The sequence below is a fragment of the Oscillatoria nigro-viridis PCC 7112 genome (assembly GCF_000317475.1).
Lineage (GTDB): Bacteria > Cyanobacteriota > Cyanobacteriia > Cyanobacteriales > Microcoleaceae > Microcoleus > Microcoleus nigroviridis.
Genome location: NC_019729.1, coordinates 3,979,234 through 4,000,107 on the forward strand (window position 1 = coordinate 3,979,234; position 20,874 = coordinate 4,000,107).

A 20,874-nucleotide genomic window follows, 5' to 3' on the forward strand; every position below is an offset into this window, starting at 1 on the left:
TTTCTTCCCCCTTGAAAACCCCCACCATAGCTGTAATCAGCAAGGTGGCGGGAGGAAAAGGGAGGCTGGATATATGCAACATATCAGTTACGTCAAGTTGAGTTAAAGAAACCGCTCTATAAAACTTACCCAAAGCTACCCATTGCTCGAAAGTTTTGGACTTTAGTGTTTACTTCCTGTTTCAGCGTAGTCTCAGAATGACTTCTGAGGGTTTGCCTACTCCACAGGCAATCTCGGTAGAGCTTACCGTTTGACTTACTTAATCTGAGCGAATCGGAATGTGAATTCCTTCAAACCATCGCTCAATGTTTTTAGCTGCGTTCAAGTCTCTGTCCTCTGTATGACCGCAATCAGGACATACATAGACTCGATTCTTTAATGGCATTTTGTGGCGGTGATTCCTACAATTTGAACAGATTTGAGAACTAGGAAAGAAGCGGTCAACTAAAATCAACTGACTAGAAAATTTCTCAGTTTTATATTCAAGTTGTCGCTTAAATTCGTACATTCCACAATCGGCAATCGCACCCGCCAATTTGTGATTTTTCAAAAATGCTTTGACGTTCAAATTCTCAATTTTAATCACGCTGTGGTTTTTAGCGAGATGATTGGTGAGTTTATGAATAGCATCTTTGCGGATGAATGAAATTCTAGAATGCAGTTTTGCCAGCTTTCTAACTGCCTTAGTTCTGTTCTTTGAGCCTTTAACTTTGCGACTAACAGAGCGCTGCAATCGCTTCATTTTCTTACTCATTTTGCGGTAAGCTTTGGGGTTAGCAAAAACCTTTCCGTCACTGGTGACAGCTAATTCCTTAATACCAATATCAACACCAATAGAGGGGCGATTTAGAGGTATTGGTGGCTGTTCAATCTCATACTTGATGGCTATGAACCATTTGTCGGCAGTGCGACTAATTACGCAATTATGAGTAGCCGTAATGGGGAGAGGTTCGTGCAATCGCACCCAACCAATTTTAGGGAGTTTAACTCGCTTACCATCATTGCTGATACCAGGTTTTGCTTTAGTGCCTTGCTCAAGATAAAAACTGTCTTTAGACTTGCCTTTCTTCTTGAATCTAGGCTGTTTAGAGACTTTTTTGAAGCATCTATCCCATGCCGTCCTTACCTCTGCCAGAGCCTGTTGTGGACTTGCTTTGGAGCTTTGATAATACCAGGGATTAGCTGGTTTAATCTCAGCGACTAGACGTTTGTGCAAGTCAATAGCAGAGGGAATTTTGATTGTTTTATCAGCCTCTCTAAGTTGTAAAGCTTCCTGAATAATAGCATTGCCAAAATTGTAAGCGTGTCTGGCTACTCCACAGTGTTGACGGAATAGAGTCACCTGTCTATTGTTAGGTTTTAATTCCGTCTTGAAACTGAGTAGCATTATTTTACGTCCTCCACTGCTTTAGCTATACCATCAATCTAGTTTTTTGTTTTTGTGACTTCTAGCGCCATAAAGTCTAGCGACTAAAAACCTGAATTAATTCAATCATATCTTGAACTAATTCCTGTTCAAAACTCAATTCATCCGGCGATTTATTGACTATTACTACCTCGCATTCAAATTCCTCACACATTGCGAAAACTAACTCGGAACCAAACCTTAGAAGCCTGTCTTTGTGAGTAACAACAAGTCTGCCAACCTCACCGGACATGATTCGTTTGAGTAGTTTTGTCAGTCCTTTTTTCTTGTAATTAAGTCCAGAGCCTAAGTCTTGAATTGTTTCAAATTGCCAGCCATTGGCAGCGCTAAACGATTCCAAAACAGCAGCTTGACGCTTTAAATCTTCTTTTTGGTCATGACTAGAAACTCTGGCATAGTTGATAGTGATTCGATCGTCTGCCTGGTTTAAGTCTCTGGGAGTAATTCGCTTGATATCGGTAAGGTAGAAGCGTCTCTGTCCCGTGGGAGAGCGCTCAAACTTAATCTTGCCTGCATCAGTCCAGCGTCTCAGCGTCTTTGTCGAAATACCAAGCTCCTTAGCCGCTTCCCCGATTGAGAGTGTCACGTCTGATTGAGTCTCCAAAGTTGCTTACCTCTAATACTACAACTCAATAGTTACCCAATCCGGGAAGAATGTCAATACCTGTCTAAGAAATCTATTTCAGCGCCTCACCCGTTTTACCTTAAGGTGAGCATTCCTTTCGCACCATCTGTTCGCACAACAGATGAGAGGCTTTTGATACTGTAACCCGCCTCGGTAGGCCGCTTCAATAGGGAAAATTCCCGAGTCAGCTTTCACACTGTGATACGAGCAATGACCTTGTTAGGAGTCGGTACTTTTCTAAACACACCAGCATTCAAAACGGCTAATTAATGTTCTGATTGCAGAGTTCTTAACTAGCTGGGCACTGTCCTCGGTGTGAATTTTAACACTTACTACTAAGGCAGGTATTGCTACCTAAGTCTGGTCAACACCGGCTGTTTTTCAAGCCGCACTGTACCCGAAGGGTTAGTGGTGGGTTGTTGGCGCTATTCCCTACATCTTTGCCGAATCCTACTTGATTGCTGCATCCAAGTCCCCCTAATCTCTGAACATTTTGCAGCAAGCATATTACTACTGCCGAATCAAGTTATTCTTTCTGCCAGTCTGAGCTTAGCAGAACGAGAGCGGGGATTTCTAGCGACTTCTTCGGATTGCGGCCCGATCGGCTTTTTTGTCAGTACCTGCAAATTGGGTGTTCCTCTGAGTTGGTGCTTGACTGGTCGGTCTTCGAGACTGTGAAATGTAATGATTCCGATTCTCCCACCTGGTTTTAACCACCTTGGCGCTTGGTTGAGGAAAGTTTCTAAAGAAGCGAGTTCGGAGTTGACAGCTATCCTTAAAGCTTGGAAAGTACGGGTGGCCGGATGGATTCTGCCGTTGCGTTGCTTGGGGGGGAAGCTCGAGGCGATCGCCCCAGCGAGTTCTGTTGTAGTTTGAAAAGGACGCCCTTGCACAATCCGCCTCGCGATGCGCCGCGACAGTCGCTCCTCGCCGTATTTGTAAATAATATCTGCTAGTTTAACTTCTTCCCAGTGATTGATAATCTCTTCTGCCGTCAAAGATTGCTGCTGGTTCATACGCATATCTAGTTGAGCTGGGTGGCGAAAACTAAATCCTCGTTCCGGTGTATCGAACTGAGCCGAGCTGACGCCCAAGTCTGCTATGATACCATCAAATTCGGCCTCTGGGGACTGATATTCAGCAAAGTTGCCGTGCCAAAACTCAACGGGCGAGTTGGCAAATCGGGCTTGGCAAAAACGGATGGCTTGTTCGTCGCGGTCGATCGCCACCACTGTAACATCTGGCGCCGCCGCTAAAATCAAACTCGTGTGTCCGCCGCCCCCAAGCGTCGCGTCCAAATAGTGCCCGCCTGCACGCACAGCCAAACCCGCAATTAATTCTTGACCCAAAACTGGAACGTGATAGGTGTCAATACTGACATCCGATCCAGAGGTATCCTTCTCACAGAGCCCGATATCCTTCATAATCTATAAAGCGAAACAAAAATCAACAATAGTCAGTAATCATTAATTCATTTAATTATGTCAAGAATTGAGACTAGAACCGAACCGATGGTGCTCAACATGGGGCCGCACCACCCTTCAATGCACGGGGTACTCCGGTTAATTGTCACCCTAGACGGGGAAGATGTGGTGGACTGCGAGCCTGTTTTGGGCTATCTGCACCGGGGGATGGAAAAAATTGCCGAAAACCGCACCAACGTGATGTACGTGCCCTACGTGAGCCGCTGGGACTACGCTGCGGGGATGTTTAACGAAGCGGTGACAGTGAATGCACCGGAAAAGTTGGCAAATATTGCTGTCCCGAAACGGGCTAGTTATATTCGGGTAATTATGCTGGAGTTGAACCGGATTGCTAACCACTTGATGTGGGTAGGGCCGTTTTTGGCGGACGTGGGGGCGCAAACTCCTTTTTTCTATACTATGCGCGATCGCGAACCAATTCTCGACTTGTGGGAAGCAGCGACCGGTTATCGCATGGTGAACAATAACTATTTCCGCATCGGCGGAGTTGCGGCCGATTTGCCCTACGGTTGGGTAGATAAGTGCCAAGATTTCTGCGATTACTTCCTGCCCAAAATTGACGAGTACGAACGTTTAATTACCAACAACCCAATCTTCCGCCGCCGGATTGAAGGGCTGGGTACTATTTCTCGTGAAGAAGCGATTAACTGGGGACTTTCCGGCCCCATGTTGCGCGGTTCCGGCGTGAAGTGGGATTTGCGGAAGGTTGACCGTTACGAATGCTACGACGACTTCGACTGGGAAGTTTGTACCGAAGCGGCTGGCGATTGTTTAGCCCGGTATTTAGTACGGATTCGGGAGATGCGCGAGTCGGTTAAGATTATCTATCAAGCCTTGAAAGGACTCCCCGGCGGCCCTTACGAGAATTTGGAAGCGAAGCGACTCGAAAGCGGGCCAAAATCTGAGTGGAACGGTTTTGAGTATCAGTTTATTGGCAAAAAAGTAGCGCCGACCTTTAAGATTCCCAAGGGCGAACATTACGTCCGCGTTGAAAGCGGCAAGGGTGAGTTGGGGATTTATATTATCGGCGATGATAGTGTGTTTCCTTGGCGCTGGAAGATTCGGGCTGCGGATTTTAATAATTTGCAGATTTTGCCTCACATAGTGCGCGGCGTGAAAATTGCGGATTTGGTAGCAATTTTGGGGAGTATCGACATTATTATGGGCTCGGTTGACAGGTAGGTTTGGTCGGTTTTTATCTGAGAAATTAACCCGGTTTTTTTTGGGAACCGGGTTGATTTTTTTTGAACCGCAGATGAACGCGGATGGATATCGATTAATATTGCTATTAACGTCGCTAAAATGTACCTGATTTCTCTCTTCTCTCTTCCTCTGTGCCCTCTGCGCCCTCTGCGGTTAATAAAAAAAATCTCTCCTTCACAAATCAAATAACATCAACTTTGATTCAATAAATTATGAAAATTCAGCAATCAGATATCAATGACAGCAACCCCGAACTCTGCGCTTTAATCTGCGAAAGAATTGCCGCCAGCCCGCCGCAGCGTATTACTTTTGCTGAATATATGGATTTGGCATTATATCATCCGCAGCACGGATATTATAATAGCGATCGCCAGTCGATCGGCAAACAAGGCGATTTTATCACGTCGTCTCATTGGGGCGCTGATTTTGCCGAGGTTTTGGCGGATCAGTTTGTAGAAATGTGGGAATTTCTCGATCGCCCTCATCCTTTTACTGTCGTAGAAATGGGTGCTGGGCGGGGAAATTTTGCCGAAAATGTGCTGCAATATCTGCAACGGCAACATCCCGATTTATTTCATATTTTAGAATACATTATTATTGAACTTTCCCCTGGACTCCAAGCAGAACAGCGGCAAAGGTTAGCCGATATCAAGTGTGTCAAATGGTCTAATTGGGATGAGATAGTTAATAACTCACTTGTCGGTTGTTGTTTTTCTAATGAGTTAGTCGATGCTTTACCCGTGCATCAATTTCTTCTGGAAGAAGGGCAAGTGAGGGAGATTTACGTTGCCGCCGCCACCCCCAAAAATATACAAGAAACAATAAATTTTGTTGAAGTAGTTGGCGAAGTTTCCACCCCTAAAATTGGCGAATATTTTGATTTTGTGGGCATCGATTTGTCGGCGAGTGCTTATGGGGATGGTTATCGCAGTGAGGTAAATTTGGCGGCTTTGGACTGGATGAGTACAGTTGCTCAAAAGTTGCAGCGGGGATATTTGTTAACTATTGATTACGGTTATCCGGCGCACCGCTATTACAATCCGAGGCGCAGGGAGGGGACGCTACAGTGTTATTATCGTCACCGATATCACAGCAATCCTTATATTAATGTGGGGCGGCAGGATTTAACGGCTCATGTTAATTTTACGGCGCTGGAAAGGCAGGGTGAATTGTGCGGTTTGGATGTGGTAGGGTTTACTCAGCAGGCTTTGTTTTTGATGGCGTTGGGTTTGGGCGATCGTATTGCTTCTTTATCAACAAATGATGCGGAAGTATTGGATGTGGCAACGTTTTTGCAGCGCCGGGAGGCTTTGCATCAATTGATCGATCCGATGGGTTTGGGGGGTTTTGGGGTTTTGGTGCAGTCGAAGGGGTTGAAGGAGGAGGAAAAGGGGAGAATATTGAAGGGTTTGATGGTGCCTGATTAATTATTTTGTGGAAATGCACCTGCTCTCATGAGGAACGATATAGGCTTCACCTTTGAGAACGTTGTCCTCCTCTGGCTAGATGATGATTCAGAAATTCTCCGCATAACATCACGTTAGTTAGAGGAGGCGTTGAGTATAAGGAAGGATAAAGGCTGTACGCCGTAGGCTTTCGAGTAGGGTAAGCCCGATCGCACTTTATCCTTACCCCCAGCCCTGTACCAAAACCCCAACCCACTCCTATGCGACGTTTTTTTCGAGAAAAGAGCCTCAGCCTAGTCATGTTCGGGCTGTTCTTTTTCTCACTGGTAGGTCAAATCATCACGGGCGATCGCGACTACAGTCAAGAACTAAAAGATCGCTAGCAGCCCCAGATTTGTATTCTTGAGTATCTTGGAAGCGGTCAATTTATCGAAGTGCTCTTTGAAAACTGGGGCTGCTGGCGATCGTCACACTAGCGGTTTTGTCTGTTTTCTTGCGCCACAAGGGTTCGCCCGAATCCAAACCAGTCGTGAAGCGAAGCTATCTTCCCGCAGGGGTTCGGTGAAGGGTAGGAAATCGCCCGAATGACTAAACTAGAAAAGATTAACAAAGCCTTTTGGGGCGTTTAACTGCTACCTGAATTAGTAGAGCTAGGTAAAATAAATCGGTTTTGACAGCGACATCATCATTAGTTCAAAACTACTCTTTTAGGTAGAGGCATCCATATTTTTAGTTTTTTAGAATGACCTGTAACTTGCAAGCAATTACTATCACTCAAACAGGTTTTGCAAGTTTTTTAACCTGTAAACCAACTGGAAAAAGTTGAGTAAAAAGGAGTTGCATCATGACAGATACAAGCAAGCGTGGATTCGCTTCAATGGATGAGGATAAACAGCGGGAAATTGCCAGCCAAGGCGGAAAAGCTGCCCACGAACAAGGAACAGCACATGAGTTTACTTCCGAGGAAGCGAAAGAGGCTGGTCGCAAGGGTGGTGAAACAGTCAGCCAAGATCGGGAGCATATGTCAGAGATCGGTCGCGAAGGCGGCAAAAGTTCTCGCAAAAAGGGAAATAAATAGTTCTTGAGTGCGTCTGCTGATTCTTTTCCAAGCGAGACTAGAAGTTTCAATCCGTATTGGAACTTCTAGTTTGTTTTGGGGGATTTTGGGGTGTTGATGCGGTGTAAGGGGTTGAGGGAGGAGGAAAAAGTGCGTGAAGCGAAGCTATCCCGTAGGGAATCGCTCAAAGGTTTCACGGTGCCTGAGTGATTATTCCAGATTGATTATTAACTAATTAAGCTGTTTTTTAACCGCACGAGCGATTAAAGGCGCTTTCTTTTCTAACCCTTCTAAATTAAGTTCGTTCTCTAGATACATCCGATACCACTCCTGACGTTGTTCTATAACCCATTCACTATTCTGAAGCTGTAACTTTTTGAGGGTAAATTCGGCTCGATCGCGCTCGTGGGAAGGAATCGCATCAGTCAAAATCAACTGACAAGAAGGTAGGATAATCTCAAACCAATTATCTTCTACTTCAAACGGATCGAGAATTTGTCGATCGTAAGTTCCTTTGCAGCTATTTACCCGTTGCAAAGCATAGCGATAGTTTTTCCAGTCATAAATCAAATGCCGATTTTCTGCTTTACTTTTACTCAAATAATGATCTACAGTACCCATCCGACTCGGTATGTACATAACTGAATAGCCACAAAGATTTTGGAACTCTTTAGCTAATTGAGGTTTGAAGCTCGACCAAAAATCTTTTGGTTCTTTGCCAGGATGTTTAACTAACCAATTATTGCCTGCTTTTCGCACCTGTCGATCAAAATCTGCTGGTTCCGGTGGCGGAGTAAATCGCATCATTTTTACTCTACCTCGGTGCTCACAATCCATCGAGGCCAGAAGCGATCGTGTTCTGGTAAAACTCGCAGGAGTTCCTGATGAATTTGCTCTTTAGTTCTGAGGTATTCAGGAAAAGTTTCCATGCTTTCTCCTCGCATGAAAGTATACGCAGCCTCAATCGCTATTTCTGCTTCGCGGGAACGAGCCTGTTTTAACCCAAAAATATCTGAAGTTAGCCAGCCAACAGCATCGCCATGTTTTGTCCAAGGAACTTCATTAAGAGTTACATTTTTACCTTGTAACTCAAACAAAAATAACTTATCTTGCTCCTCATCAAATTGAGGCTCGATTGAGGCAAGTAGCAGCGGAGAATGAGTTGTAGCTATTAGCTGAAGTTTCATTTCATTTTCGAGGTTTGTCGCTACTTCTAAGATAGCTGGCAAGATTGAGCGTTGCCACTGTGGATGTAAATGAGCTTCAACTTCATCGATTAAAATAATTATCTGATCCAGAGGTTCTTGTTGCCGCAACTTAGAAGCCATTGTGTGTTCATACCAAGTCCATACTAACAAATAAGCTAATCCTAAAATTCGCTTAATGCCCGCTGATGCGTAGATAATCGGAACATTGCCATAGGGAAAATTCAAGGTAGGAATCTCACGCACATCCTCAACAGAAACCCTGATGGGTTCTCCCGGTTCCATCCATTCATCAGCATCGGGAGAAAGTTGTTTAATGACGCGAGATAATAGTTGGAATTGAGATCGGTCTGGTTGACGTTGCCAGTTCACCCAATCATGAATTAGACCATTACAGATAAATTTTCCTTCTGAATTAATCAATCCATTCCAAAGACTATCATAATTGAAGTGATAAGCTGCTAAGCGGTTACGGGCAGGATCTAAGACTGAAAATCCATCAACACGAACGTAAATAATTAACCCTTTGAAACTAGAATACTTGCCAATGTCTAACCACTTTTGTTCGGAAAAACTAAACAGACTTCGATATTTATCGGATTTTTTTTGATTGCTTAAAAGAGAAGTGATTTCCGGGGAATTGCCCTGTCCCTGCTGTGGCCAAGCTGGACTATCCGCCCATTTTCCAGTTAGTACCCACCAAGCAACATCAAGCAAAAAAGTTTTCCCCAAACCATTGTCGCCAGTAAATAAATTAATGCGATCGGCAAATTCTACATCGAACTGGGGGGCGGTTCCGACTTGTTTTAGATGAAGTTCTTTCAGCATTTTGAATATTCACTCTATCAGCTACATAATTAGCTCAATATTTAGAAATATTGTACTATAAACTACTTGCTGATTATAAAATATTTTCACTTGGTTCTAATTCAGCCCATCTCAATCGTTTCTGAATTGACATCCCCTGCAACTTTTTACTCATTTCATATAAATCCACTTTCGGATAATCCCCCTTAAATAGCGGAATTAAAGCCTCAACAACAGCAGCAATTCCCTCCGGTGGCACTGCATTTCCAATCTGCCGCCGTACTTCTGTGGTAGAACCTTCAAAAACAAAATTATCGGGAAATGTTTGCAATCTTGCTCTTTCACGATTTGTCAAAGAACGCGGTTCTAAATAATGATAACCCCAAGTCCCGCCGCCTCCACCAGCAATGATTGTCGATGATGGTTTATCTGGATGAATTCTGCGATAAACGTGACTGATCATGCCTTTGACATAGTAGGGACTATCCTTGGGAATATCAGCAAAATTGCCTCCCGGTTGAATTCGATTTAAAATTTCAACGGTGCGGGCTTGAATTTTATGATGTTTGTTATTGTCAAGAACTGCTTCCACATTTGTGAGTGCTTCGCCCGCTGTTCGATAGGGATATTCTCGATTTGGCCCGTATTCTGGCTGAGGATGCACAAAGTTAAATCCTGTATCCATCCGAATGCCTACTAATAACACTCTTTGGCGAAACTGGGGAACTCCGTAATCAGCAAAGTTGTAGAGTTTAGGTTTAACTAAGTAGCCCGGAGCGATACTTTCAAAGTCAGAAATTATTTGTTTTATTGCTTGGTAATTATTCGCACTTAATAAGCCTTTGACGTTTTCTGCTACAAAAGCTTTGGGCTTTTTTTGATTGACAAAATCGAGAAAGTATGTATATAAATTACCTCTGGTTCCTTCAAGTCCGGGACGTTTCCAAATTAGGGAGAAATCTTGACAGGGGAACCCTCCTATACATATTTCCGCTTCGGGAACTTGTGCAATGTCTATATTTTCTATGCTGTCGTTGATGATGACATCAGCAATGTTTCTGCTGAATGTTTTGCAGGCGTATTTGTTGGAGTCGATCGCCCAAACTACCTCAAATCCGGCTTGGTGGAATGGCAAATCCATGCCGCCGCAACCAGAAAATAAGGATATGAGTCGCGGTTTTTTTGTCCAGGCGATCGGCTGGAGACGTTCGATTAACATAGGAGTGTAAAGTTAGCCAAGGGCGGGCTGGATGCCCCCACCACAAGAGTGTCATCATACCAAAACACGATCGAACTCGACTCATCAATTGATATTTCACTCTTCCTCATCTAACTCGATCCCGGCTTGACGCAGTTTTTCGGCCAATCTTTCAGCGCGGAGTCGTTCGCGATCGGCTCGTTCTTCCGACCACAGCAATAACTCGCCTTCAGAATTCCACCACCTCAGCCAAAAGCCTGTTCTCCCTTCGTGGGTTCCTTCCCAAATACCCAAAAATAGGTCTAATCCCGGTATCCAATAACGTCCGTTTTCATCAGGTTTTTGCAAGTTGTAGCGCTCTGATTCTAAAGCGTAAACTTCTAAATGAGCTGTTTGTGCTCGGAATATGACGTATCTGGGTACTTTGATTACTTGCTCGTAAAAATACCACTTTCCCACCCGCGAGGTAAATTCAACCGAGTATTCTTCTCCATAGGTTTCTGAAAGAAATTCCATCACGATTTGGGGGATGGTTCCTTCTGTGTGCGGGGTGTAACTGCGGCGGACTTGCGAGACATTTTTTGGATTGACGGGTTTCACGTACATCCAATCTGGTGCTTTGCAGATAATGCGCTGTTCGTCGCTGGTTGAACCTGGGAAACTAATTCCGGCACACAAGGCAAAGTTGGAAACAATTAAGGCATCCTGCATTAATTCAGGAAAACCTGTTAGCGGCTGGCGCAAAGCGGCGGCTAACAATGGTTGGCTTTCGTCTTCCACGGGGTCGTCTGGTAGTTGGAAATCTTCTGGTAGTAGCGGCCAGGTGATTGTGAGTTGTGTTTCAGGATTTTTAGTTGCTACAGACATAGTTTATCAGAGGTTAAATGTTTTAATGTTTAAATTATATCTCTTGGTTTTTGGGATTCATGTTAATGGTTTAATGACGAGGCAGAGCCTCTGGATATGTGTTACCGGGCAAAGCCTGATAACGAGAGGATTGGAATTCTAAGTCCCCCTGATTTAGGGGGATCTAGACTGGGCTAAAACCGAGAGTTCTAAGGGTTGTTAATTTTCTGCTGTAGTTCGGTGGTCATGGCTAGCAGTTCTGATTGGGCGATCGCACTTTGTTCACCACTCGCCAACCACTTCAATTGTACCGTCTCGTTTTCAGCTTCCGCATCTCCCAAAACTAAACACGCAACAGCGCCCCTTTGAGCGGCTCTTTTAAACTGTTTACTGAAAGGACTGCCGCTCAAATCCATCTCTACAATAAACCCCGCAATCCGCAATTTTTGAGCTAACAAGACGGATTGCTGTTCAGCTTTTTCGCCCCTGGATACCAAATAAAAATCCAACTTGGGCGCGGGCAAAGGTTGCAACTTTTGCAGCAGGATAATTAACCTTTCGATACCCATTGCCCAACCTACTGCTGCCGTATCTGGGCCGCCCAATTCCTTTACTAAACCGTCGTAGCGGCCGCCACCGCAAACTGTTGCTTGCGCTCCCAAATCGTCGGAGATAATTTCAAATGCGGTGTAGGTATAGTAATCTAAACCGCGCACTAATCTGGGATTTAACTGATAGCTAATTCCTAAGTTTTTGAGCATTTGCTGCACTTGCTCGAAGTGCGATCGCGATTCCTCACCCAAATAGTCCAAAATACTCGGCGCACCAGCTACAATTTCTTGAGTTCGTTCATTTTTACTGTCCAATATCCGCAGCGGATTGCGAGTCAAGCGGTCTTGGGAATCCGCGTCTAATTCGGATTTGTGCGGTGTAAAATAATCGATTAATGCTTGGCGATAATTTTGTCTGTCTTCCTTGTTTCCGACAGAGTTAATATCGAGTCGCAAATTTTTTAAACCGATAGTTTGCAGGATGTCGCAGGCGATCGCAATTACCTCGACATCCGCACGAGGATTCGCACTCCCCAAGACTTCCACGCCAATTTGGTGAAATTGCCGCATCCGTCCCTGCTGAGGACGTTCGTAGCGAAACATCGGCCCCGCGTACCAAAGACGCTGCAATCCACCTTGAGCTTCTAAACTATTTTGAATAAAAGCTCGGACTACTCCGGCGGTGCCTTCTGGACGCAAAGTAATCGATCGATCGCCCTTATCCTTAAAAGTGTACATTTCTTTGCCCACGACATCGGTAGCTTCCCCGATGCCGCGTTCAAATAAAGATGTCTGTTCAAAAATTGGCGTCCGAATTTCTCGATAAGCCGCTTTTTTCAAAATTGTTCTAGCGACTTCTTCTATATTTTGCCAATATTGAATTTCAGCGGGCAAAATATCCCGCGTTCCCGGTAAAGTTTTAATTGCACTCATTTTGTTAGTCAGTAGTCAGTAGTCAGTAGTCAGTAGTCAGTAGTCAGTAGTCAGTAGTTATTAGTTGTTAGTCAACAGTCAACAGTCAACAGTCAACAGTTAACAGTCAACAGTCAACAGTCAACAGTTAACAGCTAACAGCTAACAATTCCCAATAATTAATGACTGAATAATTCCCACGCTCCGTAACGATCGCCATAATAAGCCAAAATGCGATCGACCCGCTCGCGACCTGCCAAATCGAACCCTTCAGGATACTGTATCCACAAACCCCCTACTTGGCTGTCGTAGTAATCAAACCGCTGCGACTGCTGCGGAATTAAACCGGTTTCCACCCCTTCAACTTGACGCAAATGGATCGCCACTTCGCGATATACCGCCAGCGGCAATCCAGGGCATTGAATTTGATAGCGGAGTTGTTTTTCTTGTGCCGTTTGCATCATTTCTTTGCCTGTCCCCAACCAGAGTCCCTACTTAAGATACTTCTTTATCGATCGGTCCCGGTAGAGGGCAGCAGTTAATATTGTCCAAACATACCTTTCCCCACTGCAACGCCCAGCGTACAAGCGTAACTCGATTGTCAGCGCGCGTCTTGTTCAAGATATTGCTAATGTGGTTGTCAACTGTACGCTTGCTAATCTCTAACTTTTCGGCAATTTTCTCATTAGTCAATCCCGCCGCTACTAACTCTACCACTTGTAATTCTCTGTCCGACAGGGTGACAGGGGTTCCAGAGACAATCCCACTCATAAATTTTTCCTATGTCTGCATATTTACCTATCTACAATTCTAAAGGATGAGGGATCGAGTATGAAGACAAAATTAAATTTGCTGTGCTACTCTTTCGGGCCCGAAGCACCAACTCGCTTGCAGAATCGCCAGGAGTGCAAACCCAGCGCTAACACAGCATGACTCGCACTTACTTGCACTGCTGGCACCGGAGGGTTGCGGGCGATCCCTTTACCTGCGCGCATCTGACATCCGTGCCCAACCCGCAAATGTTTTCAGGTAAAACAACTGATACGCCCGCACTGAACTTGTGCGTTGAGAGAGTAACTGCCAGTAACTGCACTTGTGCGTTGAGAGAGTAACTGCCAGTATCAGTAAGTCTGATATTATAGAAGCAGCTATTAAAAAATAGCTGGCAATTTTTCTGGGATGGGTTAACAATCATGATTGACCTGTCTACTGCTGGTCTCAAATCTCAAATCTCAACTTTCTATGACTTATCCTCGCGTTCTGTGTCTGGGTGAAGTTTTATTTGATTGTTTAGCAGACAAACCAGGAGTATCTCTCGAAGAGGTAGAATCTTGGACGGCATATCCCGGCGGTGCTCCTGCTAATGTTGCCTGTGCTTTGGTTAAATTGGGGACGGCGGCGGGATTTATCGGTGCTGTAGGTGGGGATGAATTCGGGAATTCCCTAGTGCAGGTATTGCAAGAAGTAGGGGTTGATATTGCTGGAGTGCAGCGACATCCAAGTGCGCCGACGCGGCAAGTTTATGTTTTGCGGAATGAAGCGGGCGATCGAAATTTTGCCGGTTTTGGCGAATTCGATACTGCGGATTTTGCAGACACCCGTCTCCTTGCTGCACAACTACCCGAAGTGCTGTTTGAAAATGCCGAATATTTAGTGCTAGGCACTTTAGAATTAGCTTATCCTGAAAGTCGAGAGGCGATCGCCCGGGCGATCGAACTAGCAGAACAGTACGATGTTAAAATTATACTTGACATCAATTGGCGTCCAGTGTTTTGGCCAAATCCAGACGAAGCAAAAGCGCGCATTAGAAAAATTTTAAAAAAAGTTGATTTTGTCAAGTTATCTGAGGAAGAAGCCGAATGGTTGTTTGACACTACCGACCCTGGAGCTATTACCTACCGCCTCGATTCCGTAGAAGGCGTTTTGGTGACTGCAGCCGAGAAAGGTTGCGCTTATTGTATATCGGAAAATGAAGGAAAAATCCCCGCATTTACAGTAGATGTTGAGGATACAACAGGTGCAGGCGACGGTTTTCTGGCTGGTTTTGTCAGCCAATTGTGCAAGGTGGGAATTAAGAGTTTAGCCACTCCCGAAATAACAAAAAAAGTTGTAAATTATGCGAATGCGGTAGGTTCGATGACAGCGATGAAACCGGGTGCAATTGCCGCTCAACCAACCGCCGCTGAAGTAGAAGCTTTCTTGTATTTGTACAAAAATTAGCACGCCAAACCTCTTCCCCGGAAACGGAGAGGGGCTAAATTTGGTTCAGAAACCCGGTTAATCAGAAAAAAAAACTTTTATACTAAATCTGCCTTAAAAAACCTCAATCCGGCTGTTTGAAATCCATACTATATAGCAATCCTTGCAGGAGTCGTAAATTTTTTACCTCACCCCAACCCTCCCCGAACCCAAGGCAGGGCAGTTTAATGCTCACGAAAATCGCGATTTTGACTCTTGTAGTGTCCTGAATGCCTACCCCCCACAGACGACTTCACAGGCGTTTGGGACATGGGGCAGCCACGGGGGGCGGCCCCTAAAAGATAATGAAACAGCCCTGCTTACCGAGGGGAGTCCGTAAGAAATTCACAAATGATGCGAGGATTGTTATACAAACTGGTAATTGCTCTCCTCCTAGCTGAGAGAAACTAAGAAATCAAGGGGTATTGAAGCCACATTTGGTATTAGAGATTTTATTGTGGGCAATTAACCGCACATCAGATGAATTCTAATTTGGCGCAAGATTAACTCTAACGGCTGCGAAGCATCTACGATCATTGCATCTTCTGGTTCTTCGAGACTGTCTAACTGACTTAAAAGCAAGTCTGCTTTCATGTAGTGATTTTCGCGATTTTTTAGCCTTGCCGCTAATAGCTGAAAAGAACCTTTTAGATAAACTATCTTCATTCGCTTTTGGTCTCGGTAGAGCATTTCGCGGTAAGATTTTTTTAAAGCAGAACAAGCCAAAACCACATTTTTATTTTCTAACAGCCACCTGTCTATTGCAGCTTGCAATTGTAATAGCCAAGGAAGGCGATCCGCATCTTCTAAAGGAATGCCCCGACTCATTTTATCGATATTAGCTGATGGGTGAAAATCGTCGGCATCGCTGAAATCCCAGTTGAGAGATTGCGCCAGCAACTTGCCGACAGTAGTTTTGCCAGAACCTGAGACTCCCATCACGATCGTAATCATGGCACCTATTTACCGAAATACTTGCAATCTCATCGAGTTGTGCGATCGACAAACCGGGTTTCTTAAGTTGCCGGATGAAATCTACCACCCTAAAAAATTCAATAAACCCGGTTTATTTCTGATTTTCGCTCAAATTTCTTCCATAGTGGGTTTAATGAAATTATAAGCGAAAACGCCGATAATTCCACCTATCACTGGGAAGACAATAAACGCCCATAACTGTTGGATTGCCCATCCGCCTTGAAAAAGTGCGACACCGATACTTCTAGCTGGGTTAACTGAAGTATTGGTTACGGGAATTCCGATTAAGTGAATCAACACCAGCATCAAGCCGATGGGAATTCCGCCGAAACCGACGGGATAATTGGGATGGGTAGTACCCATGATTGTAAATAACAGAAAAGCAGTCAGTACAATTTCCGTCAAAGCTGCTGCCAAAAGTCCGTAACCAGTGGGAGAATGTTCTGCAAAACCGTTAGACGCAAATCCCGAAGCAGCCGCATCAAAACCTGGTTTTCCTGATGCTATCATATACAAAACAAGACCGCCTAAAATTCCCCCTACAATCTGACCTCCTATATAGTAAGGAAGCAAAACAGCATCGATCAGTTTGGCAACTACTAAACCGATACTTACTGCCGGATTAATGTGGCATCCAGAGATAGGGCCGATCGTATAAACCATGATTAAGAGGGATAGACCAAAGGCGATCGAAACTCCCAAAAAGCCGATTTTGTCTCCAGCTAAAACCGCACTGCCACATCCACCTAATACCAACACAAAAGTACCAAAAGCTTCAGCAACCCCAATCTTTGTTTTTTTGTTCATACTCATAATTATCTGAAGTTTGCGATCGATCAATTTCACATCCATGTGAGTTCTAAGTATAAAAATTAGAACTCAAATTTGTTTGACTCAGCGCAACAATACTAATCGAAATCATTAGCAATGTTTAGCTATAATTTTCAGAAATTGTATGGGCTTAACAGAGAATGCGAAATTTGGAATCGATAAATTAGCTCAAACATACTCTATTATGTAAAAAATGTCAACATTGAGCTAATTATTTGTATAAATTGTGCAATCTTCTGTATTCAATTCACAATAATTAACTTGACTTTTTCCCTAATTATGCGATCGTAATTTTACTTATTGTTGCTGATTATCCGATCGCGCTTGCAGCTAAAACATCACTGCTAACCGGCTGGTACATCCGACCTTGGAAGGGGCGAAAGCCTTGCTGGCAATCGGCAGTCATCTTGCACAGCAAGCGGAACTGTAGGGGCGTTGGGGGTTGATTGAGACGATCGACTTCTACGCTAACCAATTCTGGATGCTGCGAAATAATTTCAAAAATATCATCCACAAGATAGCGCTGACAATAGCCGACAATCCAGTGATCTTTAGTACACAGAAGCAGACGGGAAGCGCGCGGATTTTGAAATTCGTGGGCTAAATACAAAAGTTCGCCCACTTGAAGCCGATTAATCCGTTCAATTGCCGACTTGGAAAGGTATCGCAGTCCATCTGCAAAAAAATGGATACAGCAACGTCCATTTTCATCCGGTTCGGGATAAGGGAACACCTCAAATTTATCAGTTACCCGTTTGCCTCCGCTGCGCGCCAATAAAGCAATTAGGTCATGTTCGTGTTCAGGGATATTCAACCACTGTACAAATTCAGGGTAGTCAGGGCGCGATCGCGCCATCACTCGATTAGAAAACAACGAAAACAGTTTCTGTGAAGTGTAAACATTATTGAAATCCGGGAAAGATGGCAAAGGCAGAAACCCGCACTTAAGTTTCGCTTCTAGAACACCATTTGTATAATTGAACTGGTATTCTTTACCGTTAAATGTCAATCTACCAATCGGAAACCAAGAACCGCGGCCCGGGCTTTGCCAAGCCAAAAATAGTGTTTTCAAAGCAAATCTCCTGTCAATTCAAGCAGTGCACATTTTACACGAGGATCGGGTTGCGCCCGGCAGCGCACATTACCGCTATAAGTAGCCTGTCAAACCAATTTTTACGTAAGTCCTGTGAATTTATTCTCCTAGTCTATAGGAAATGGCATCAAAATTTAGTATTTTTGGCTTTCTGCCATGAGGACAACAGCACCAATCAACTGAATAAACATCTTTTTTAACCAGAAGCTCAAGCTATTATAATAATACCACAAATGCGGACAATAAATTCAATTGTGCTTAACATGATTGTAGTGAATATAGTTTAAATGCTGTTCCAAATCATCTTGTTTGCCAATAGGATATCCCCAAAAGCGCCGATACAAAACATCACTTTCTCGACGCTGGCGACCAGAAAATGAGACATTTTGAGCCAAAGTTCCTTGACCTCACAAAGATTGTGTAAATAAAACTTTTATCTCTCCAATAAGCTTGGCATAGGCACTACGATCGGGAGGTAATTTTCACAAAAGATGGATGTGGTCGGGCAATACAACTGCCCAAGAATTTCACCAGGTTATTCTGATTTAATAGCCCCTAAAGCCTTGGCGAGTCGCGAGACATTTTCTGACTCTGAAAATAGCGGTGTGCGATTGTAGGTAACAAGCGTTAGGAAGAAACTTCCACCAGCAAGGTAAAACCGGCGATAGTTGGGCATTAATATCGTCCTCCTACTTTTTTATAGGGCATTTTACACCTATTTTTGCGGGTGTGCCGAAGAACACCTGAAATTCATCTCGTAGGGTACTCTTCGGCGCACCTTCCAGGGGCCTCCGGGGGCGCCGAAGAGCACCTGACATCAGCTACTTTCTAACACAGGAATTCGCGCGGATCGGTGACATACCCAGTCAGGGCAGAAGCCGCCGCCGTGTAAGGCGAAGCTAGATAAACTTGCGCTTCTTTATTCCCCATCCGGCCGGGGAAATTGCGGTTAGTGGTCGATACACAAATTTCTGCTTCGTTCATCCGCCCGAAAGTATCTTTCGGGCCGCCCAAACAAGCGGCGCAAGAAGGCGCGGCCGGTTCGATACAGCCGGCAGCTAAGAAGATTTCCGAAAGCGTTTGACCTTCGTATTTTGTGACAAACAAATCTTCGTAAACTTTCTGAGTTGCTGGTACTAAATAAGTCGGAACTTTGACTTGATTTCCTTTCAGAATGCGGGCGGCATTCAGAAAGTCGGAGGTTTTGCCGCCGGTGCAGGAACCGATGTAAACTCGATCGATCTTGACATCGCGGCAGTTGCGGGCTAAGTCGCGGTTGTCGGGAGAGTGCGGTTTGGCGACGACTGGTTCTAATTTGCTGACATCGTAGGTGCGATCGCTATAAAATTTAGCATCCCCATCGCTGTAAAATGAATCGAAGGGTTTGTCAGTCCGCGAAGTAACGTAATCAAACGTAGTTTTGTCCGGCGCAACGGTGCCGTTTTTACCGCCAGCTTCAATCACCATATTGCACAGCGTCATCCGTTCTTCCATCGTCAAACGCTCAACTGTATCGCCCGCAAATTCCATCGTCCGGTAGTTAGCACCGGCCACGCTAATATCACCAATAATCTGCAAAATCAGGTCTTTTGCTAACAAATAATCCGGCAGTTCGCCGTTGAACACAAAGCGCATGGTTGCGGGAACTTTGATTAACAGTTTGCCGGTTCCCATGATAAAAGCCGCGTCTGTATTGCCGATACCGGTGGCAAATTGTCCGAAAGCGCCGGCATTGCAGGTGTGGGAATCTGTGCCGAAGAGCACTTCGCCGGGCCGGGTGTGGCCTTCTTGTGCTAGCGCGATGTGGCAAACTCCTTTGTAGTCGGGATTTGCTTTGAAGTCCGATCGATCCGTGATGTCGTAAAAGTATTTTATCCCTTGTTCTTGGGCAAAATCGCGGAGAATATCGACGTTGCGGTTAGCGCGTTCGTCGTTGGTGAAAATGTAGTGGTCGGGAATGAGGACGATTTTGTCAGGGTTCCAGACTTTAGCATTCTCGCCGAATTCGCGTTTGAAAACGCCGATGGTGCCGGGCCCGCAGACATCGTGGGTCATCAACACGTCTGTTTCTACCCAAATATTTTCTCCGGGCTCAACTTGAGTGCGGGCTGATGCTTTAGCTAAGATTTTTTCGGTCAGAGTCATTCCCATAGTGCGATCGCTCTTTTTTATTAGATGCTACATAGTGTATTGTAATCGAAACATTCCCTGTTGCCGAAGATACTAAGGTATGAAAATGTCTCGGATGTACTTCCAACTTTAGAGAAACCTCAAGTTTTATAGCAGTTTTCAATTGCATGGAATACCAATTGTAGGGCAGGAAATCCCCACCTTACGAAATTATGCGTAATGTTATGTGTTGTTAAATAATTAGAGTTAATTATCAGGATGTCAAGTATATTAGACATCGACCTAATTTCAATATTCAGTTTTTGCCGAACAAAAATTCTGTAATATTTTGCGTACAGGTTGCAAGGAGAAATTACTATGATTTGCGAAAAAGTTCAACATTTCAAAGTGCAGCTAATACAAAGCGATCGCCTGCCGGAATTTGTACCCATAGAAAAAAAACCCGATCGCTAAAAACATCCGCTGCGGGAACTGCGATCGGCACTCTGCTGATTCTGTTGGCACCGCCAGTTGAAGCTGCTAATCTGACATTTGTGAGCGATCGCGCTGCATTAGGAGGAAGCGATCGGGTTGATTGGTCGATTTTAGGGTCAGTCCAGCCACCGTTTAAAGTATTGCCCAATTCCTTCTCAGTCACCTCGGAACAAGGACTCGGAGTTAATATCAGCATTCCCCAGGCTGCAACTCCTGGAGTGACGCCTCCCTTACTGTTTCAAACCTTACCGTCACCGGGTATTCCCACCAACTTTGCCAGCGGCGATTTCATTTTGTTGACTGGTTTAATACCCTCGATCGTTCTGCGTATCCTTCGGCGGTTGAAACCGCTCAAGAGTCAAACGAAGTCCGCCTCCGCAGACTGAGATAAAAGGAGTAGTTAAGCCGGATTT

23 protein-coding genes and 1 pseudogene are annotated in these 20,874 nt (G+C 44.7%); 7 read left to right on the top strand and 17 right to left on the bottom strand.

Annotation, left to right across the window (positions count from 1 at the left end; translation table 11 throughout):
- Positions 1–259: 259 nt before the first annotated feature.
- The 3 genes and pseudogenes from OSC7112_RS16835 to rsmH form a co-directional block, all read right to left on the bottom strand.
- Positions 260–1,387, bottom strand: a complete 1,128-nt coding sequence (locus OSC7112_RS16835) for an RNA-guided endonuclease InsQ/TnpB family protein (RefSeq protein ID WP_041622580.1) — start codon at positions 1,385–1,387, stop codon at positions 260–262.
- Positions 1,387–2,030 (bottom strand): annotated as a pseudogene (locus OSC7112_RS16840) (IS607 family transposase). The gene OSC7112_RS16835 and the pseudogene OSC7112_RS16840 overlap by 1 nt, the downstream one beginning before the upstream one ends.
- Before the next feature lie 542 nt (positions 2,031–2,572).
- Positions 2,573–3,475 (bottom strand): 16S rRNA (cytosine(1402)-N(4))-methyltransferase RsmH, encoded by a 903-nt coding sequence (rsmH, locus tag OSC7112_RS16845; protein WP_015177030.1) that lies wholly within the window; start codon positions 3,473–3,475, stop codon positions 2,573–2,575.
- Positions 3,476–3,532: 57 nt separating this feature from the next.
- Here rsmH and OSC7112_RS16850 point away from each other — a divergent pair, with 57 nt between their 5' ends.
- The 5 genes from OSC7112_RS16850 (at position 3,533) to OSC7112_RS16860 (ending at position 7,222) form a co-directional block, all read left to right on the top strand.
- Positions 3,533–4,717, top strand: a complete 1,185-nt coding sequence (locus OSC7112_RS16850) for an NAD(P)H-quinone oxidoreductase subunit H (RefSeq protein WP_015177031.1) — start codon at positions 3,533–3,535, stop codon at positions 4,715–4,717.
- A 233-nt stretch (positions 4,718–4,950) separates the two neighbouring features.
- Positions 4,951–6,165, top strand: coding sequence for a class I SAM-dependent methyltransferase (locus OSC7112_RS16855; RefSeq protein WP_015177032.1), 1,215 nt, complete (start codon positions 4,951–4,953; stop codon positions 6,163–6,165).
- Positions 6,166–6,404: 239 nt separating this feature from the next.
- Positions 6,405–6,527 carry a DUF6766 family protein gene (locus OSC7112_RS41805; RefSeq protein ID WP_263053527.1) on the top strand — a complete coding sequence of 41 codons (123 nt, stop codon included), beginning with the start codon at positions 6,405–6,407 and terminating at the stop codon, positions 6,525–6,527.
- Between the two features lie 80 nt (positions 6,528–6,607).
- Complete coding sequence (locus tag OSC7112_RS42405) at positions 6,608–6,709, top strand: DUF6766 family protein (RefSeq protein ID WP_397319578.1); 102 nt, start codon at positions 6,608–6,610, stop codon at positions 6,707–6,709.
- A gap of 279 nt (positions 6,710–6,988) precedes the next feature.
- Positions 6,989–7,222, top strand: coding sequence for a KGG domain-containing protein (locus tag OSC7112_RS16860; protein WP_015177033.1), 234 nt, complete (start codon positions 6,989–6,991; stop codon positions 7,220–7,222).
- Positions 7,223–7,432: 210 nt separating this feature from the next.
- Here the strand turns inward: OSC7112_RS16860 and OSC7112_RS16865 are convergent, their stop codons facing one another.
- The 8 genes from OSC7112_RS16865 to OSC7112_RS39830 form a co-directional block, all read right to left on the bottom strand.
- Positions 7,433–8,008: a hypothetical protein gene (locus OSC7112_RS16865; protein ID WP_015177034.1), complete on the bottom strand. Its 576-nt coding sequence runs from the start codon at positions 8,006–8,008 to the stop codon at positions 7,433–7,435.
- Positions 8,009–8,010: 2 nt separating this feature from the next.
- A complete protein-coding gene (locus OSC7112_RS16870; RefSeq protein WP_015177035.1) occupies positions 8,011–9,234 on the bottom strand; it encodes an AAA family ATPase in 1,224 nt (407 codons plus the stop codon).
- Positions 9,235–9,307: 73 nt separating this feature from the next.
- Positions 9,308–10,432 (bottom strand): DNA cytosine methyltransferase, encoded by a 1,125-nt coding sequence (locus tag OSC7112_RS16875; RefSeq protein ID WP_015177036.1) that lies wholly within the window; start codon positions 10,430–10,432, stop codon positions 9,308–9,310.
- 96 nt (positions 10,433–10,528) lie between these two features.
- Entirely contained in the window at positions 10,529–11,278 is a 750-nt protein-coding gene (locus OSC7112_RS16880; protein ID WP_015177037.1) for a Uma2 family endonuclease, read from the bottom strand.
- 188 nt (positions 11,279–11,466) lie between these two features.
- On the bottom strand, positions 11,467–12,741 hold the full coding sequence (gene hisS / locus OSC7112_RS16885) for a histidine--tRNA ligase (protein ID WP_015177038.1): 1,275 nt from the start codon (positions 12,739–12,741) through the stop codon (positions 11,467–11,469).
- Between the two features lie 158 nt (positions 12,742–12,899).
- Entirely contained in the window at positions 12,900–13,181 is a 282-nt protein-coding gene (locus tag OSC7112_RS16890) for a hypothetical protein (RefSeq protein WP_041622581.1), read from the bottom strand.
- A gap of 34 nt (positions 13,182–13,215) precedes the next feature.
- Positions 13,216–13,491, bottom strand: coding sequence for a photosynthetic electron transport-dependent transcriptional regulator PedR (gene pedR, locus OSC7112_RS16895; RefSeq protein WP_015177040.1), 276 nt, complete (start codon positions 13,489–13,491; stop codon positions 13,216–13,218).
- Between the two features lie 169 nt (positions 13,492–13,660).
- On the bottom strand, positions 13,661–13,915 hold the full coding sequence (locus OSC7112_RS39830) for a hypothetical protein (protein ID WP_190274221.1): 255 nt from the start codon (positions 13,913–13,915) through the stop codon (positions 13,661–13,663).
- Positions 13,916–13,962: 47 nt separating this feature from the next.
- Here OSC7112_RS39830 and OSC7112_RS16900 point away from each other — a divergent pair, with 47 nt between their 5' ends.
- On the top strand, positions 13,963–14,940 hold the full coding sequence (locus OSC7112_RS16900; RefSeq protein WP_015177041.1) for a carbohydrate kinase family protein: 978 nt from the start codon (positions 13,963–13,965) through the stop codon (positions 14,938–14,940).
- A gap of 483 nt (positions 14,941–15,423) precedes the next feature.
- Here the strand turns inward: OSC7112_RS16900 and OSC7112_RS16905 are convergent, their stop codons facing one another.
- The 6 genes from OSC7112_RS16905 to OSC7112_RS16920 form a co-directional block, all read right to left on the bottom strand.
- Positions 15,424–15,912, bottom strand: a complete 489-nt coding sequence (locus OSC7112_RS16905) for a gluconokinase (protein WP_015177042.1) — start codon at positions 15,910–15,912, stop codon at positions 15,424–15,426.
- 129 nt (positions 15,913–16,041) lie between these two features.
- Positions 16,042–16,740 carry an aquaporin Z gene (gene aqpZ, locus OSC7112_RS16910; RefSeq protein ID WP_051041597.1) on the bottom strand — a complete coding sequence of 233 codons (699 nt, stop codon included), beginning with the start codon at positions 16,738–16,740 and terminating at the stop codon, positions 16,042–16,044.
- 334 nt (positions 16,741–17,074) lie between these two features.
- Positions 17,075–17,836 carry a hypothetical protein gene (locus OSC7112_RS16915; protein ID WP_015177044.1) on the bottom strand — a complete coding sequence of 254 codons (762 nt, stop codon included), beginning with the start codon at positions 17,834–17,836 and terminating at the stop codon, positions 17,075–17,077.
- 269 nt (positions 17,837–18,105) lie between these two features.
- A complete protein-coding gene (locus tag OSC7112_RS41070; protein WP_223300628.1) occupies positions 18,106–18,252 on the bottom strand; it encodes a hypothetical protein in 147 nt (48 codons plus the stop codon).
- A gap of 140 nt (positions 18,253–18,392) precedes the next feature.
- A complete protein-coding gene (locus OSC7112_RS41075) occupies positions 18,393–18,533 on the bottom strand; it encodes a hypothetical protein (protein WP_223300629.1) in 141 nt (46 codons plus the stop codon).
- A gap of 152 nt (positions 18,534–18,685) precedes the next feature.
- Positions 18,686–20,008: a 3-isopropylmalate dehydratase large subunit gene (locus OSC7112_RS16920; RefSeq protein ID WP_015177045.1), complete on the bottom strand. Its 1,323-nt coding sequence runs from the start codon at positions 20,006–20,008 to the stop codon at positions 18,686–18,688.
- Between the two features lie 341 nt (positions 20,009–20,349).
- Here OSC7112_RS16920 and OSC7112_RS34560 point away from each other — a divergent pair, with 341 nt between their 5' ends.
- A complete protein-coding gene (locus tag OSC7112_RS34560) occupies positions 20,350–20,847 on the top strand; it encodes a hypothetical protein (protein WP_051041520.1) in 498 nt (165 codons plus the stop codon).
- Positions 20,848–20,874: the final 27 nt, after the last annotated feature.

What these genes read in the sequence shown, in the direction of transcription:
- OSC7112_RS16835 (WP_041622580.1), bottom strand. Translation starts at nt 1,387, where the DNA reads ATGCTACTCAGTTTCAAGACGGAATTAAAACCTAACAATAGACAGGTG.
- rsmH (WP_015177030.1), bottom strand. Translation starts at nt 3,475, where the DNA reads ATGAAGGATATCGGGCTCTGTGAGAAGGATACCTCTGGATCGGATGTC.
- OSC7112_RS16850 (WP_015177031.1), top strand. Translation starts at nt 3,533, where the DNA reads ATGTCAAGAATTGAGACTAGAACCGAACCGATGGTGCTCAACATGGGG.
- OSC7112_RS16855 (WP_015177032.1), top strand. Translation starts at nt 4,951, where the DNA reads ATGAAAATTCAGCAATCAGATATCAATGACAGCAACCCCGAACTCTGC.
- OSC7112_RS41805 (WP_263053527.1), top strand. Translation starts at nt 6,405, where the DNA reads ATGCGACGTTTTTTTCGAGAAAAGAGCCTCAGCCTAGTCATGTTCGGG.
- OSC7112_RS16860 (WP_015177033.1), top strand. Translation starts at nt 6,989, where the DNA reads ATGACAGATACAAGCAAGCGTGGATTCGCTTCAATGGATGAGGATAAA.
- OSC7112_RS16865 (WP_015177034.1), bottom strand. Translation starts at nt 8,008, where the DNA reads ATGATGCGATTTACTCCGCCACCGGAACCAGCAGATTTTGATCGACAG.
- OSC7112_RS16870 (WP_015177035.1), bottom strand. Translation starts at nt 9,234, where the DNA reads ATGCTGAAAGAACTTCATCTAAAACAAGTCGGAACCGCCCCCCAGTTC.
- OSC7112_RS16875 (WP_015177036.1), bottom strand. Translation starts at nt 10,432, where the DNA reads ATGTTAATCGAACGTCTCCAGCCGATCGCCTGGACAAAAAAACCGCGA.
- OSC7112_RS16880 (WP_015177037.1), bottom strand. Translation starts at nt 11,278, where the DNA reads ATGTCTGTAGCAACTAAAAATCCTGAAACACAACTCACAATCACCTGG.
- hisS (WP_015177038.1), bottom strand. Translation starts at nt 12,741, where the DNA reads ATGAGTGCAATTAAAACTTTACCGGGAACGCGGGATATTTTGCCCGCT.
- OSC7112_RS16890 (WP_041622581.1), bottom strand. Translation starts at nt 13,181, where the DNA reads ATGCAAACGGCACAAGAAAAACAACTCCGCTATCAAATTCAATGCCCT.
- pedR (WP_015177040.1), bottom strand. Translation starts at nt 13,491, where the DNA reads ATGAGTGGGATTGTCTCTGGAACCCCTGTCACCCTGTCGGACAGAGAA.
- OSC7112_RS39830 (WP_190274221.1), bottom strand. Translation starts at nt 13,915, where the DNA reads ATGATTGTTAACCCATCCCAGAAAAATTGCCAGCTATTTTTTAATAGC.
- OSC7112_RS16900 (WP_015177041.1), top strand. Translation starts at nt 13,963, where the DNA reads ATGACTTATCCTCGCGTTCTGTGTCTGGGTGAAGTTTTATTTGATTGT.
- OSC7112_RS16905 (WP_015177042.1), bottom strand. Translation starts at nt 15,912, where the DNA reads ATGATTACGATCGTGATGGGAGTCTCAGGTTCTGGCAAAACTACTGTC.
- aqpZ (WP_051041597.1), bottom strand. Translation starts at nt 16,740, where the DNA reads ATGAACAAAAAAACAAAGATTGGGGTTGCTGAAGCTTTTGGTACTTTT.
- OSC7112_RS41075 (WP_223300629.1), bottom strand. Translation starts at nt 18,533, where the DNA reads ATGCCCAACTATCGCCGGTTTTACCTTGCTGGTGGAAGTTTCTTCCTA.
- OSC7112_RS16920 (WP_015177045.1), bottom strand. Translation starts at nt 20,008, where the DNA reads ATGGGAATGACTCTGACCGAAAAAATCTTAGCTAAAGCATCAGCCCGC.